Here is a 12,320-nt window from a genome sequence, read left to right on the forward strand (position 1 = left end):
GGAGGGAATATCGATGTATAAGGTAATCGGGGCAACCAAAACGCGGGCGATGCGGGTGATGTGGATGCTCGAGGAGTTGGGCCAGCCCTACAATCACCTGCCCTGTGCGCCGCGTTCGGACGAGGCCAAGCAATACAACCCGTCCGGCAAAATTCCCGCACTTGTGGACGGCGACGACGTGCTGACCGATTCTGTCGCGATCATGCAGTATCTGGCGGACAAGCATGGCGCGCTGACCGCCCCCGCTGGCACCGCGGCCCGTGCGCATCAGGATGCGTTGACCTTCTGGCTGATCGACGAAATGGATGCGATCCTTTGGGCTGCGGCGAAACACAGCTTTGTTTTCCCGCAGGAACAGCGCGTCCCCGAGATCAAGGATAGCCTGAAAGCCGAATTCGCCCGCTCCGCTGCGATCCTTTCAGACAGGTTGGACGGGCCGTTCCTGATGGGGGAGGAGGTCACCATACCGGATTTGCTGGCGACCCATTGCATCAACTGGTCCATCGGCGCGGGATTTGCGCGGGTGGATGACAAGCTGGGAAATTGGGCCAAGTCCATGCGTGACCGCCCCGCGTTCAAGGCCGCCGCCACCCGCGAAGGTTAATCCCGCTGCGCCCAAGCGGCAGCGTGTTGGCCGGCCCATCGGCCTGTCGCAAGGCAGGCCGAGATCAGATACCCGCCCGTCGGGCCCTCCCAATCCAGCATTTCGCCTGCAACGAAAACGCCGGGGCGGGCGTGTAGCATCAACCCGTCATCCAGCGCATCAAGCTTTACCCCGCCTGCGGTGGAAATCGCCTCGTCCAGCGGGCGCAGCCCTGCGTGTTTCACCGGCAGCGCTTTCAGCAACCTCGCCAAGTCAGTCGCGTTCGCCGGCAAGGGGCGCGCCATTTCCTGAAGCAGCGCAATCTTGGCCACGTCCAGTTTGAGCGTTTTGCGCAGATAGTTTGCCACGCTCATCTTGCCACGTGGCTTAGCCAGCTTTTCGACCAGCGCCTCGCGAGAGTGATCCGGCAGCAGGTCCAGCATCAGCGGATGCCCCTCACGCAGCCCGCGCGACACGGTATAGATCCCGCCGCCTTCCAATCCGCGGGCGGAAATCACCGCCTCCCCCCGCGATCGGTAGGTGCCTGATTTCAAGCCGATCCCTTTCAGCGCCGCGCCGAAATGCGCCTCCATATGCGCCGACCAGTTCATCGCGATTCCTGCATTGGCAGGCGCAAAAGGCGCGATATCGACGCCCGCGTCGCGCAGCGGCAAAGCCCAGGCACCGGTGGACCCCAAGCGCGACCAGCTTGCCCCGCCCATGGCCAGCACAGTGACATCGGCCGGCAAGCCTTTCATGCCGTCTGGCGTATCGAACACCGGCGCGCCGTCTTCCCATCCGGTCCAACGCCAGCGGGTATTCACCGCAACACCTGCATCGGCCAGCCGCGCCAGCCACGCACGCAGCAGCGGCGACGCCTTCATCACGGTCGGGAAAACCCGCCCGGTAGAGCCGGTGAATAGGGTTTGCCCCAATCCCTTGGCCCATTCCTGCACCGCCGTAGCATCGAAACTGTTAAGAATGGGTTCAAGCGTTCCTTTCGCCGTCGAAAAAGCGTTCAGGAATTTGGCGTGTTCTTCGGCCTTGGTGATATTCAGCCCCGATTTACCCGCCATCAACAGCTTGCGCCCGACGGATGGCTTGTGATCGCAGACCGTCACCGCCATGCCTGCCGCGGCCATCATTTCGGCCGCCATCAGCCCTGCAGGCCCCGCGCCGATGACAACCCCGCGGCGGGCGGGCAAATTTTCTGATGTCATGACGTGCTCTTCCATTCGGGTTAAGGATATAGCTGTGAGTTACAGCGGCACCATTAACTTGACCTTAAACCAAATGCACGAGGGTCGTGCTTATTCCAATAAAAGGGCAGAACATGCGCATCATTTTAATCATCTCGGGCCTTACACTGCTGGCAAGCTGCGGCGTGCCCTTTGTCCCGTTCATCTAACGGCCTGACCTAGGGCATCTCGGCAGGGGTTTCGGGCGGGGCGCACATCGCTTTGATTCCAGTGGCAATTTCGGGCGTGGCGGCAACGGTATCGGCGACGATATCGCGTGCGCTTTGCATAAGCTCCTCGGCTGGCACGATACGATCGACCAAGCCGAACGTTAGTGCCTCTTCGGCGGTGATCTTCTGCCCGCCCATCAGAATAAGCTTGCTGCGCGCAGGGCCGATCAAGGCTGCCATACGTGCGGGGTCGCTGGGTTGCGGCAAGAACCCCAGTTTCATCACCGGATAGAAAAATCTGGCCCCGGGCACGCAGATCCGCAGATCGCAGGCCAGCGCCATCCCCATAGCGCCCCCCGCCAGCGTCCCGTTCAGCGCGCAGATGCTCAGCCCCGGGAGCGCGGCAATCGCGCCCGACAGCCTCTCCCATATGTCAGAGACAGCGAGCCCGGCGCGCGCCTCGTCCAGATCGGCACCGGCGCTGAACACTTTGCCAGTACCCGTCAGGATCACCGCGCGGGCGGCTTGGGCGTCTTCCATGAACTCGGCCAGGGCGACCAGCATCTCGTGGGTGAGAGAATTCGCCTTGTCCGGCCGGTTGATCGTCGCGACCCAGACAGGGCCTTCGCGGTCGAAATCGATCATACCAGACCAATCGCTTTGCGGATGCCCTCGTCGCGCAGCGAGATTTCCTCGCCACAGTATGTGTCGGCCTCGGCGCTGCACATCCACAACAGGGCCCGCGCGGGCCAATCGGCGGGAATGTGATCTTCCCATGCCAGTTCGCTGACGGGGTTGATGCCGCTTGCCTTGATCTCGCGCTGCATCTGGGTTGCGACCGTGCCCGGCGACAGGCCGATGGCGCGGATCCCGTTCGCGGCTTCCTCTAGGTGGATCGACCGGCCCATCATGTTCACCGCCGCTTTGGACGCGCAATAGTGGCTCCAGGCTTCGATGGCGTGATGCGCGGCACCCGAGCTGATGGTCAGGATCGACCCGCCGCCTGCGTCTTTCATCACGGGCAAGACAGCGCGCATGCCGTTGTAGACGCCCTTGAGGTTGATATCGATGACCTGCGACCATTCGTCAGGGTCCGACGCGGAAAGATGCGAGATCGGTTCGATCACACCGGCGTTGTTGATCAGCACATCGACGCCGCCAAAGGCCCCCAGCACCGTTTCCACCGCCGAGGACATCTCACCGAAACGGGCCACGTTGCAGGGGATCGCGATGGCTTGCTTGCCAATTTCGCCCGCCAGATCGGCAATCGCGTCCTGAGACCGCGCCATCAGCACGACATTCGCCCCTGCGTCTGCAAAAACCCGTGCCGCTTCGGCCCCGATCCCGCGGCTGGCACCGGTGATCATCACGGTTTTACCTGTCATATCCATCGTATAATTCCCTTTGTCATCAATAAGCCCCGCACGGGGCCTGCCGTACACGGCGTTTGGTGACATCGTTAGCAACAACATCCGCCAGCGCCAATCAAAAGCGCCCCCGCGGGCGGAACATCGCAGATTGGCGCGGGTCGCTTTGCCTTGTAAGGTGGCGTCGGGCGCTTACCTTTAGCGCAACCGCGCTGTCACCGGATAGCCGCCCGCGATTTGCGACAAAGGAATTTTTCATGATCCGCCCTCTCTTCGGCAGTGCCGCCCTCTCAGTTCTTTTTACCTCGTCCAGCGCCTTGGCGGATGTGACGCCGCAGGATGTGTGGCGTGACTGGCAGGACCATATGCAAAGCATGGGCTATGCGCTGACGGCCACCGAAAAGGTATCCGGGGATACGCTCGCGGTGAGCAATGTCCGCTTTGATCTGACGAGCGAGCCTGATCTGGGCCAGATCTCGATGTCGCTTGAACAATTGAGCCTTGTGCAAAACGACGATGGCACCGTGTCGGTGGTCATGCCCGACGCAATGCCCTTGGTGTTCGAAATCACCCCGACCGACCCGGACGAAGACCGCGTGCGCGCAGCGCTGACCGTGAACCAGACTGGCCAGGACATGCGCGTGAGCGGGACGCCGACCGACCTGAGCAGCGCCTATGCTGCCGGCCTTCTAGGCTTGACGCTGGATCAGATGACGGTGGGCGACGAGACCTTCGGCCCCGACAACGCGTCGTTGAATGTGGTGCTGAACAACGTCGAATACGCCTCTAAATCTGTCCTGGAAGATATGCGCGCCTATGCGCAGGACGGGTCTATTGCGTCGATGACTTTTGACATGCGGTTCAAAGACCCCAAAGAGCCCGCCATCGCGACGATCAACGGCACCTCGACGGATATGACGTTCGACGGCGACGGGCGTTTGCCGCTTGGTATTGCGCAGGCCAGTGATATGGCCGCCATGCTGCGGGCAGGCATGACCGGCGCGGGCACGTTCACCAGCGGCAACAGCACCATGACGGTCGACATCGAAGATCCCGAGAATGGCAATATGTCTGCCGCTGTCGCCTCTGAAGGGGGGCGTTTGACGGTCGAAACCAGCGCCGACGGCATGAGCTATGCCGGTTCGCGTCAGGGCATGGCGCTGTCAGTGCAGCCGCAGCAGTTTCCATTCCTTCTGTCCTTCGGCCTTGATAATGCGGCGTTCAACCTGAGCGCGCCGGTGCTCAAAACCGACGATGCGCAGGACGTGGCCCTTGGGCTGAACCTCGAAGGGTTCACCATGTCGGATATGGTCTGGGGCATGATCAACCCGCAAGGCACCCTGCCCCGCGATCCGGCCAACCTGTCGCTGGATGTGTCCGGCAAGGCGCGGCTGCTGATGGATTACTTTGACCCCGAGGCCGCGACCAGAATGGCCGAGACCGGACAGGTTCCTGCGCAGCTGGATAGCGTAAATCTGAATGCGCTGATCGTGGATGCACTGGGGGCCAAGCTGACCGGTAATGGCGCGGTCACGTTCGAGCATGACGAGAATGACCCCTCGGCACTCAAGCCGACGGGCGCTGTTGACCTCAAGCTGGTGGGCGGGAACACCTTGATCGATACGCTGGTGTCCTCGGGCTTACTGCCTGCGCAGATGGCGATGGGGGCGCGTATGATGATGGGCATGTTCGCCGTCCCGGCCGAGGGTGAGGAGGATACGCTGAAATCCAAGCTCGAATTTACCCGCGACGGGCAAATCCTCGCCAATGGGCAGCGGATCAAGTAACCCTTCGCGGCCACGGCCCTCCAGCGACTGGCGTCCCTTGCACAGCTGCGGCAGGGGCGCTAGCAGTCTTTCACCCATTCAAGGAGTATCCCCCCATGTCGCAATCCATTGAGGCGCTGACCAAGTCGTTGCTGCATGCCGCCCGTCAGGCGGGTGCGGATAGTGCTGATGCGATGGCCGTGCGCGGCACGTCGGTGAACGTCGATGTGCGTGGCGGGGTGCTGGAACAGGCCGAACGCGCCGAAGGCGTCGATATCGGGCTGCGGGTTTTTGTCGGGCAACGCTCGGCCAATGTCTCTGCTTCTGACACATCGGACCGCACGATCGAGGAAATGGCGATCCGCGCGGTGGCAATGGCGAAAGAGGCCCCCGAAGACCCCTACATCGGCCTTGCCGATCCCGACCAGCTGGCGACGGATTGGGATGTCGAGGTGCTTGAGCTTTACGACCCCGCGCCCGAGCCTTCGCCCGAAGCGCTGCAAGATGACGCCGCCCGCGCCGAGGCCGCAGGGCTGGCCGTCAAAGGTGTCAGTCAGGTGCAGTCCGCGGGTGCGGGCTATGGCGCGCAACAGGTATTTATGGCGGCCAGCAACGGCTTCGAAGGCGGATACCGCCGTACCGACCGCGGGCTGTCCTGCGTTGCAATCGCTGGCAGCGGCACAGGGATGGAGCGGGACTATGACGGCGACAGCCGCATCTTCCAGAGCGACCTGCGCAGCCCCGAAGACATCGGGACCAAAGCCGGTGAGCGCGTTCTTGAACGCATGGGTGCTCGCAAACCGCCCACGGGGGCCTATCCGGTATTGTTTGATGAACGCATTTCCTCGGCGTTGATCGGGCATCTTCTGTCTGCGATCAGCGGCACGGCGATTGCACGCGGTGCCTCGTGGCTGCGCGACGCTATGGGCGAACAGGTGTTGCCAAAGGGCATGTCCCTGATCGAAGACCCGTTTCGCCCCCGCGTCGCAGGTTCGCGCCCGTTCGATGGCGAAGGGCTGCCCACGTCGCGCCGCACCATTGTGGACGACGGGATGTTGCAGGGGTGGACCCTTGATCTGGCAACCGCGCGCAAGCTGGGGCTGACCCCGACCGGCAACGCGGCACGCGGCACCGGATCGAACCCCGGTCCGGCCACATGGAATATCGCGCTGTCCCAGGGCAATGCCACCCGCGCGGACCTGATCCGCGATATGGGCACAGGTCTTTTGGTCACGTCGATGATCGGGTCGACCATCAACCCCAACACCGGCGACTACTCTCGCGGGGCCTCCGGTCTATGGATCGAAAACGGCGAGATCACCCACGCAATCAACGAATGTACCATCGCGGGCAATCTGCGTGATATGCTGCAATCGATTGTACCGGCCAATGACGCGCGCGCGCATCTGAGCCGCGTTGTCCCGTCGCTTCTTGTCTCGGGAATGACCCTTGCCGGCGCTTGATGACCTCTCCCTTTTGATCGAGGCCGCACGCCGCTCGGGCGAGATTGCGACCTCTTTCACTGGCAAGACCGCGCAGCGTTGGGACAAGCCCGATGATGCCGGTCCGGTGACCGAGGCTGACCTTGCGGTGAACGCGATGCTGCACCAGACGCTGACGGCGGCACGCCCGGATTATGGCTGGCTGTCCGAGGAGAGCGACGACGGTACACGGCGGCTGGGGCAGCGTGATCTGTTCATCGTCGACCCGATTGACGGCACACGCAGCTTTATCGAAGGATCCGACACCTGGTCCCATTCCCTTGCCATTGCGCGCGACGGGAGGATCACGGCGGCGGTGGTGTTCCTGCCCATGCTCGACCGGCTCTATGCCGCGGCGGCGGGGGCCGGTGCCACCCTGAACGGGCAAAGCATCTCTGTCTCCGACATCGCCACATTGCCCGAGGCGACCGTGCTGGCCACGAAACCGGTGATGGAAATGCAGCATTGGACCAAGGGCGACCCCGGCTTCAAACGCGCGCACCGTCCGTCGCTGGCCTATCGGCTGGGGCTGGTGGGGCAGGGTCGTTTTGACGGCATGGTCACGTTGCGCAAAAGCTGGGAATGGGACATCGCGGCAGGGGCGCTGATTGTCACCGAAGCAGGCGGGCAATGCACCGACCGCACAGGGCAACCCCTGCGGTTCAACAACCCCGATCCACGCCTGAACGGTGTCGTCGCGGGGGGCGATGCCGTCCATGGGGCGCTGCTAAGCGGCCTTGCCCAGACCCAAGCCACCCCTTAGATTGCCCCCAAGGCCATCTGTTTGAAAACAAAGGACCGCGATATGACCCAACGCTTGCACCTCGTCTTTGGGGGCGAACTGATTTCGCCCACCGGTACCGCGTTCAAAAACGTCGATGACATCCATGTCGTCGGGATTTTTCCGAACTACGCCAGCGCCTATGACGCCTGGAAAAACGAGGCACAGCGCACGGTCGATAATGCGCATATGCGGTATTTTATCGCGCATCTGCACCGTCTGCGCGACGAAGAGGCTGCGGCCTCCTCTACCGAAGAGCTGGGGTAAACTCTTATGGCGCGGTCGCTTGGGCTGTCGGCCTATCGCGCCTTTACCGGTCGCGGGGGCGTGCCGCCATTCACCCCCGTGGCCAAGCGCCCCGAAGGCGAACTTGTCTGGTGCCACGCCCCCGAACCCGGCAGCTTGTTCGCGATACAGGATCTGGCCATTCGCCTGTGCCGGAGCCGTCCGGGGCTGAGTGTTCTGATCACCGTCCCCCAAGCCTTGGTTCCGGTCGACCTGCCGCCGTGTAGCGAAGCCGACGTGCTGATCGATACCCTGCCCGAGGACCACCCCACGCTTGCCAAGACGTTTATCGATTACTGGCAGCCCGACGCCTGTGTCTGGGCATGGGGGCGTCTGCACCCGAATATGATTGCAGAGATGACCACACAGGCCTGCCCGATGTTCCTGATCGATGCCGACAGCGACGGCTTTGACGGGCGGCGCGACCGGTGGCTGCGCGATCTGACCCGCGATCTGCTGATGCATTTCTCGGCGATCATGACGCGGTCGGAGGCGGGGATGCAGCGGCTTGTCCGGCTTGGGCTCGCCCGCAAGGACATAGAGCTGACCCCCGCCCTTCAGGCCGGTGGCCGCGTGTTGCCTTGTATGGATTCCGATCTGGCCGATCTGTCGGCTGCGGTTGTGGGGCGCCCGATCTGGTTCGCCAATCAGGTGCTCGAGGGTGAGCTGAACACCGTGCTCACCGCGCACCGCCAAGGGCTCCGCCTGTCACACCGGTTGTTGCTGATCCTCGCGCCCGCCGACCCCAAGCAGGCCGATGTTTTCGCGCAGCGGATGGAGGATCAGAACTTTCGGGTGCTGCGATGGGGCGACGCGGGCTATCCCGACGCCTCGACCCAGGTGATGATCGCCGATGATCCGGCAGAGATCGGCTTGTTCTACCGGCTGGCCCCTGTGTCCTTTCTGGGCAACTCCCTGATCAACGGCAGCGGTGGCTGTGATCCGTTCGAGGCCGCGGCCCTGGGATCGGCTGTGCTGTACGGGCCGAAAGTCCGGCGGTATCTGCCGCTTTATACCCGGCTGGCTGCCGAAGGAGCCGCGCGTATCGTGAATGATGCCACAGCGCTTGGCACCGCCGTGAACCGGCTGATCGCGCCAGATCAGGCAGCGACGATGGCGCAGGCGGGGTGGGATGTGATCAGCCGCGGTGCAGCCGTCACCGACAAAGTGATCGACCTTGTGCAGGAAACGCTTGACCAGCAAGAGGCCACATCATGAAACGCGCCCCCGCCTTTTGGCACCGTCCCACGCCCGATTGGCGCGCGCGCCTGTTGCAACCTCTGGGCGCGCTTTATGCGCGTGCCACTGCCCGCAGGCTGGCGGCGGGCACGCCGCTGCGTCTGGATATTCCGGTGGTCTGCGTCGGCAACATCAACGCCGGGGGCACGGGCAAGACGCCAACGGTCATGGCTGTCGTCGAACACCTGCGCGACAGGTATCACACGCCCCATGTGGTGTCGCGCGGTTACGGCGGCACGCTGAAGGGGCCGGTGCAGGTTGATCCGTCAAGCCACAGTGCCGCGCAGGTGGGGGATGAACCGCTGCTGCTGGCCGCCTTTGCCGATGTCTGGGTTGCGCAGGATCGCGCAGCGGGGGCGCAGGCCGCGGCGGAAGCGGGGGCATCGGTGATTGTGATGGACGACGGCTTCCAGAACCCCGCACTGCATCAGGACCTATCGATTGTGGTGGTGGATGCGGCCAAGGGGTTCGGCAACGGGCTGTGCCTGCCTGCGGGCCCCTTGCGCGAACCCGTTGCTACGGGTCTGGCGCGGGCGGATATCGTGCTGTCCATCGGTGGCGCTGCAGATCAGGCGCAGTTTGACGCGACCGCCCTGCCCGCCGGGCTGCCGCATGTGCGTGCCGAACTCGCCCCCCTGCAAACGGGGATGGATTGGTCCGACACACGGGCGCTGGCCTTCGCAGGCATCGGCCACCCCGAGAAGTTTTTTGCCACCCTGCGCGATCTGGGGGCAGAGATTGTCCACGCCGAAGCGCTGGAGGATCACCAGCCGCTGAACCCTGCGCTGATGGGACGGCTAGAGGCGGATGCCGCCCTGCGCGGCGCACAGCTGGTCACAACGGAAAAAGACGCGGTGCGTCTGCCCGCGTCTTTCAGAATGAAGGTGATAACCCTGCCTGTGCGACTGAAGTTCGATCCTGAAAACGCGCTTTTTGCCGCGCTGGATCGACTGCCGAAACCGGCATAACCGCCAGAGCTTCTAGCGAAGCTCCGGCAATATGTCGGGGCGAACCTAGTCGTCCTGCCCCAGCTTTGGCGCGGCGCGATGCAAAGCCAGTTCAGCGCCCGAGAATTTGAACGGCGACCGGATGCCCGGCACCCCGTCCAGTTCGACCTTCATGCCGCGCGCGATGACTTGGGGGTCTTCGAACATATCGGCCATGTCGTTGATCGGCCCTGCTGGCACGCCCTCTGCCTCGCAGGCGGCGAGCAGATCGTCGCGGGTGCGTTGGCTGGTAGCCCCGTTCAGACGGCGGATCATCTCGGGCCGGTTGGCGACGCGGTCGGCGTTCTTGGCATAGTCCGCCGAGGTTGCCATATCATCCAACCCCAGCATCCGGCACAGCCGCTGGAACTGCCCGTCATTGCCCGTCGCGATGATCAGATGCCCGTCAAAGGATGTGAACACCTCGTAGGGGGTCAGGTTCGGGTGTGCGTTGCCCATCCGCGTCGGCGCATTGCCCGTGGTCAGATAGTTCATCGCCTGATTGCCCGTCACCGCAACAGCGCAATCCAGCAATGCCATGTCAATATGCTGGCCAACACCGGTCTGGCTGCGCTGGTGTACCGCTGCCAGAATGGCCGTGGTGGCATAGACGCCGGTAAAGATATCGGTGATCGCCATGCCGTGTTTCTGCGGCTGACGGTCGGGTTCACCGGTGATCGACATCAGGCCGGACATGCCTTGGATGATGAAATCATAGCCCGCGCGATGCGCATAGGGGCCGTCTTGCCCGAAACCGGTGATCGAACAATAGATCAGCTTGGGGAACTGCTTGGACAGGCTGGCGTAATCCATCCCGTATTTGGCAAGCCCGCCGGTTTTGAAATTCTCGATCAGGATGTCAGCATCGGCCAAAAGCTCTTTCATCTTGGCCTGACCTTCATCGGTGGTCAGATCGACAACAACCGAGGCTTTGCCCCGGTTGGCCGAATGGAAATACGACGCGGATTTATCTTCCCCGCGCTCGATGAACGGAGGCCCCCACTGGCGGGTGTCGTCGCCCGCCGGGCTTTCGACCTTGATCACCTCGCAGCCGAGATCCGAAAGCGTTTGACCGGCCCAAGGGCCTGCCAGAATCCGTGCCAGCTCAATAACCTTGAGCCCTGCCAGCGGGGCCGCCATTATTCTTCCAGCGCTGCGTCGATGATCTCTTTCATCTCGGCATAGGGCATGTTGGAGTATTTCTTGCCGTTGATGATGAAGCTTGGCGTGCTGTTGATGTCATCCGCCTTCTGGTTTTCTTCCCACCATGCGACGAGCGACTGTGCTTTTTCACCGTCTTGCAGGCAGGCGTCCAGTTCAGCGTTGTCGAGCCCGGCCAAGCGGCCAATTTTGCGCAGCTCTTCGACGATCGCGGCAGGCTCTCCGGCGCGGACCCATTCGGACTGGCCGGCATAGATCATGTCGGTGATGCCAAAGAACTTGTCCTCGCCACCGCAGCGCGACACCATCGACGCCCAAAGGCCGTAGCGGTCAAAATAGACCTCGCGGTAGGTGAAGCCGATCTTGTCGTTGTCGATGTAATCCGCCTTGAGCTGCTGGAACGGGCCTTGGTCAAAGGCGGCGCAGTGCGGGCAGGTGTAGGATGCGTATTCGATGATCTGGACTGCTGAATCGGGGTTGCCCAATGTCATGTCCTGAATTGCAGTTTCGGCTGTCGCCTCTGCGGTTTCTTGCGCTGCGTCCATGCTGTCGGCGCTTGTTGTCTGCGCGTTGGCCGCGCTGACCAGCGGGTTGATCGGCGTGCTGTTCACGGCATTTGTACCGCTGAAAGCGTACCAGCCACCTGCGGCAGCTACGGCAACGGCCGCTAGGATGGGGAATGTCGGTTTCATGTGATTTCCTTTTTCAGCGTTTGGTCTTGTTCAATATGTTCTCGCCCAGACGTGCAAGTGCATCGCGCAGGGCCTCGTTCGCGACAGGGCTGACGGTTTCGGCAGCACGCTGTTGCAAGACGGGGTCGTTCGGCGGTTCGGGATGGGTCTTGGGTTGCGGCGCAAAAGCGACTTGGCCTTCGGCAAAGCCGGTGGCCGCCGTCTGGGTCACCCGCACCCGTGCAATCGCGTTGAACCCGTAGATGGCGTTCACTTTGGCGCGCAGTTGTTCTTTTTGCATTTCCAGCATCGGCGCATTCGCCCCTGTCGTCAGCAAGGTCAGCGTCGCCCCCATACCGCCCCGGCCATAGCTGACCTCGACAGGGCGCGAGATGGCCGCGACGTCCTGACCGACGATTTCCGCCCATTGGGTCAACAGACGGGATTGGGCAAAGCCGCGAGTCTCGCTCGCCTGACGAATCTTGGCCGAAAGCAGGCTATCCGTCCTTTTGAACCCTTTTGTACTGGTACGCCGTGGCGCCATGACTATCTTTCCCGAATGACTAGCCACAACATAGCAATCCTGCCTCGT

The 12,320-nt window shown here is 62.6% G+C and carries 13 protein-coding genes; 7 read left to right on the plus strand and 6 right to left on the minus strand.

Annotated elements, in window-relative coordinates:
- Nucleotides 1-13 precede the first annotated feature (13 nt).
- Nucleotides 14-604: a glutathione S-transferase family protein gene (locus AB1495_RS04905; protein ID WP_074636415.1), complete on the plus strand. Its 591-nt coding sequence runs from the start codon at nt 14-16 to the stop codon at nt 602-604.
- Here AB1495_RS04905 and AB1495_RS04910 read toward each other — a convergent pair.
- From AB1495_RS04910 to AB1495_RS04920, 3 genes are all read right to left on the minus strand, one after another.
- A complete protein-coding gene (locus AB1495_RS04910) occupies nt 601-1,803 on the minus strand; it encodes a TIGR03862 family flavoprotein (protein WP_074636416.1) in 1,203 nt (400 codons plus the stop codon). The two genes, AB1495_RS04905 and AB1495_RS04910, sit on opposite strands and share 4 nt — an antisense overlap.
- Nucleotides 1,804-2,000: 197 nt before the next feature.
- Nucleotides 2,001-2,636 carry an enoyl-CoA hydratase/isomerase family protein gene (locus tag AB1495_RS04915; protein ID WP_074636418.1) on the minus strand — a complete coding sequence of 212 codons (636 nt, stop codon included), beginning with the start codon at nt 2,634-2,636 and terminating at the stop codon, nt 2,001-2,003.
- Nucleotides 2,633-3,382: an SDR family oxidoreductase gene (locus AB1495_RS04920; RefSeq protein ID WP_005850387.1), complete on the minus strand. Its 750-nt coding sequence runs from the start codon at nt 3,380-3,382 to the stop codon at nt 2,633-2,635. The genes AB1495_RS04915 and AB1495_RS04920 overlap by 4 nt, the downstream gene beginning before the upstream one ends.
- 233 nt (nt 3,383-3,615) lie before the next feature.
- Here AB1495_RS04920 and AB1495_RS04925 point away from each other — a divergent pair, with 233 nt between their 5' ends.
- The 6 genes from AB1495_RS04925 (at nt 3,616) to lpxK (ending at nt 9,878) form a co-directional block, all read left to right on the plus strand.
- Nucleotides 3,616-5,145, plus strand: a complete 1,530-nt coding sequence (locus AB1495_RS04925) for a DUF2125 domain-containing protein (protein WP_074636420.1) — start codon at nt 3,616-3,618, stop codon at nt 5,143-5,145.
- A gap of 95 nt (nt 5,146-5,240) precedes the next feature.
- Nucleotides 5,241-6,587 carry a TldD/PmbA family protein gene (locus AB1495_RS04930; protein WP_074636422.1) on the plus strand — a complete coding sequence of 449 codons (1,347 nt, stop codon included), beginning with the start codon at nt 5,241-5,243 and terminating at the stop codon, nt 6,585-6,587.
- Nucleotides 6,574-7,368, plus strand: coding sequence for a 3'(2'),5'-bisphosphate nucleotidase CysQ (locus AB1495_RS04935; protein ID WP_074636424.1), 795 nt, complete (start codon nt 6,574-6,576; stop codon nt 7,366-7,368). The genes AB1495_RS04930 and AB1495_RS04935 overlap by 14 nt, the downstream gene beginning before the upstream one ends.
- A 42-nt stretch (nt 7,369-7,410) precedes the next feature.
- Entirely contained in the window at nt 7,411-7,653 is a 243-nt protein-coding gene (locus tag AB1495_RS04940; RefSeq protein ID WP_005850395.1) for a DUF4170 domain-containing protein, read from the plus strand.
- Between the two features lie 6 nt (nt 7,654-7,659).
- Nucleotides 7,660-8,889 (plus strand): 3-deoxy-D-manno-octulosonic acid transferase, encoded by a 1,230-nt coding sequence (locus AB1495_RS04945; RefSeq protein ID WP_074636426.1) that lies wholly within the window; start codon nt 7,660-7,662, stop codon nt 8,887-8,889.
- Complete coding sequence (gene lpxK, locus AB1495_RS04950; RefSeq protein ID WP_074636428.1) at nt 8,886-9,878, plus strand: tetraacyldisaccharide 4'-kinase; 993 nt, start codon at nt 8,886-8,888, stop codon at nt 9,876-9,878. Before AB1495_RS04945 ends, lpxK begins: the two co-directional genes overlap by 4 nt.
- 45 nt (nt 9,879-9,923) lie before the next feature.
- On the opposite strand, the gene AB1495_RS04955 is transcribed toward lpxK, so the two are convergent.
- Genes AB1495_RS04955 through AB1495_RS04965 form a run of 3 tightly spaced genes read right to left on the minus strand, consistent with a single transcriptional unit; the run spans nt 9,924 to nt 12,272 of the window.
- Nucleotides 9,924-11,036, minus strand: a complete 1,113-nt coding sequence (locus tag AB1495_RS04955; RefSeq protein ID WP_074636430.1) for a CaiB/BaiF CoA-transferase family protein — start codon at nt 11,034-11,036, stop codon at nt 9,924-9,926.
- The gene (locus AB1495_RS04960; protein WP_074636431.1) at nt 11,036-11,749 is read right to left on the minus strand and encodes a DsbA family protein; all 714 of its coding nucleotides are present in this window, start codon (nt 11,747-11,749) and stop codon (nt 11,036-11,038) included. The genes AB1495_RS04955 and AB1495_RS04960 overlap by 1 nt, the downstream gene beginning before the upstream one ends.
- A 13-nt stretch (nt 11,750-11,762) precedes the next feature.
- Nucleotides 11,763-12,272, minus strand: a complete 510-nt coding sequence (locus tag AB1495_RS04965) for a DUF721 domain-containing protein (RefSeq protein ID WP_005850403.1) — start codon at nt 12,270-12,272, stop codon at nt 11,763-11,765.
- Nucleotides 12,273-12,320: the final 48 nt, after the last annotated feature.

The organism is Sulfitobacter pontiacus, from assembly GCF_040790665.1.
Lineage (GTDB): Bacteria > Pseudomonadota > Alphaproteobacteria > Rhodobacterales > Rhodobacteraceae > Sulfitobacter > Sulfitobacter pontiacus.

Bases quoted from the DNA above. Each gene is read 5' to 3' on its own strand.
- AB1495_RS04905 (WP_074636415.1), top strand. From the start codon at position 14: ATGTATAAGGTAATCGGGGCAACCAAAACGCGGGCGATGCGGGTGATG.
- AB1495_RS04910 (WP_074636416.1), bottom strand. From the start codon at position 1,803: ATGACATCAGAAAATTTGCCCGCCCGCCGCGGGGTTGTCATCGGCGCG.
- AB1495_RS04915 (WP_074636418.1), bottom strand. From the start codon at position 2,636: ATGATCGATTTCGACCGCGAAGGCCCTGTCTGGGTCGCGACGATCAAC.
- AB1495_RS04920 (WP_005850387.1), bottom strand. From the start codon at position 3,382: ATGGATATGACAGGTAAAACCGTGATGATCACCGGTGCCAGCCGCGGG.
- AB1495_RS04925 (WP_074636420.1), top strand. From the start codon at position 3,616: ATGATCCGCCCTCTCTTCGGCAGTGCCGCCCTCTCAGTTCTTTTTACC.
- AB1495_RS04930 (WP_074636422.1), top strand. From the start codon at position 5,241: ATGTCGCAATCCATTGAGGCGCTGACCAAGTCGTTGCTGCATGCCGCC.
- AB1495_RS04940 (WP_005850395.1), top strand. From the start codon at position 7,411: ATGACCCAACGCTTGCACCTCGTCTTTGGGGGCGAACTGATTTCGCCC.
- AB1495_RS04945 (WP_074636426.1), top strand. From the start codon at position 7,660: ATGGCGCGGTCGCTTGGGCTGTCGGCCTATCGCGCCTTTACCGGTCGC.
- lpxK (WP_074636428.1), top strand. From the start codon at position 8,886: ATGAAACGCGCCCCCGCCTTTTGGCACCGTCCCACGCCCGATTGGCGC.
- AB1495_RS04955 (WP_074636430.1), bottom strand. From the start codon at position 11,036: ATGGCGGCCCCGCTGGCAGGGCTCAAGGTTATTGAGCTGGCACGGATT.
- AB1495_RS04960 (WP_074636431.1), bottom strand. From the start codon at position 11,749: ATGAAACCGACATTCCCCATCCTAGCGGCCGTTGCCGTAGCTGCCGCA.
- AB1495_RS04965 (WP_005850403.1), bottom strand. From the start codon at position 12,272: ATGGCGCCACGGCGTACCAGTACAAAAGGGTTCAAAAGGACGGATAGC.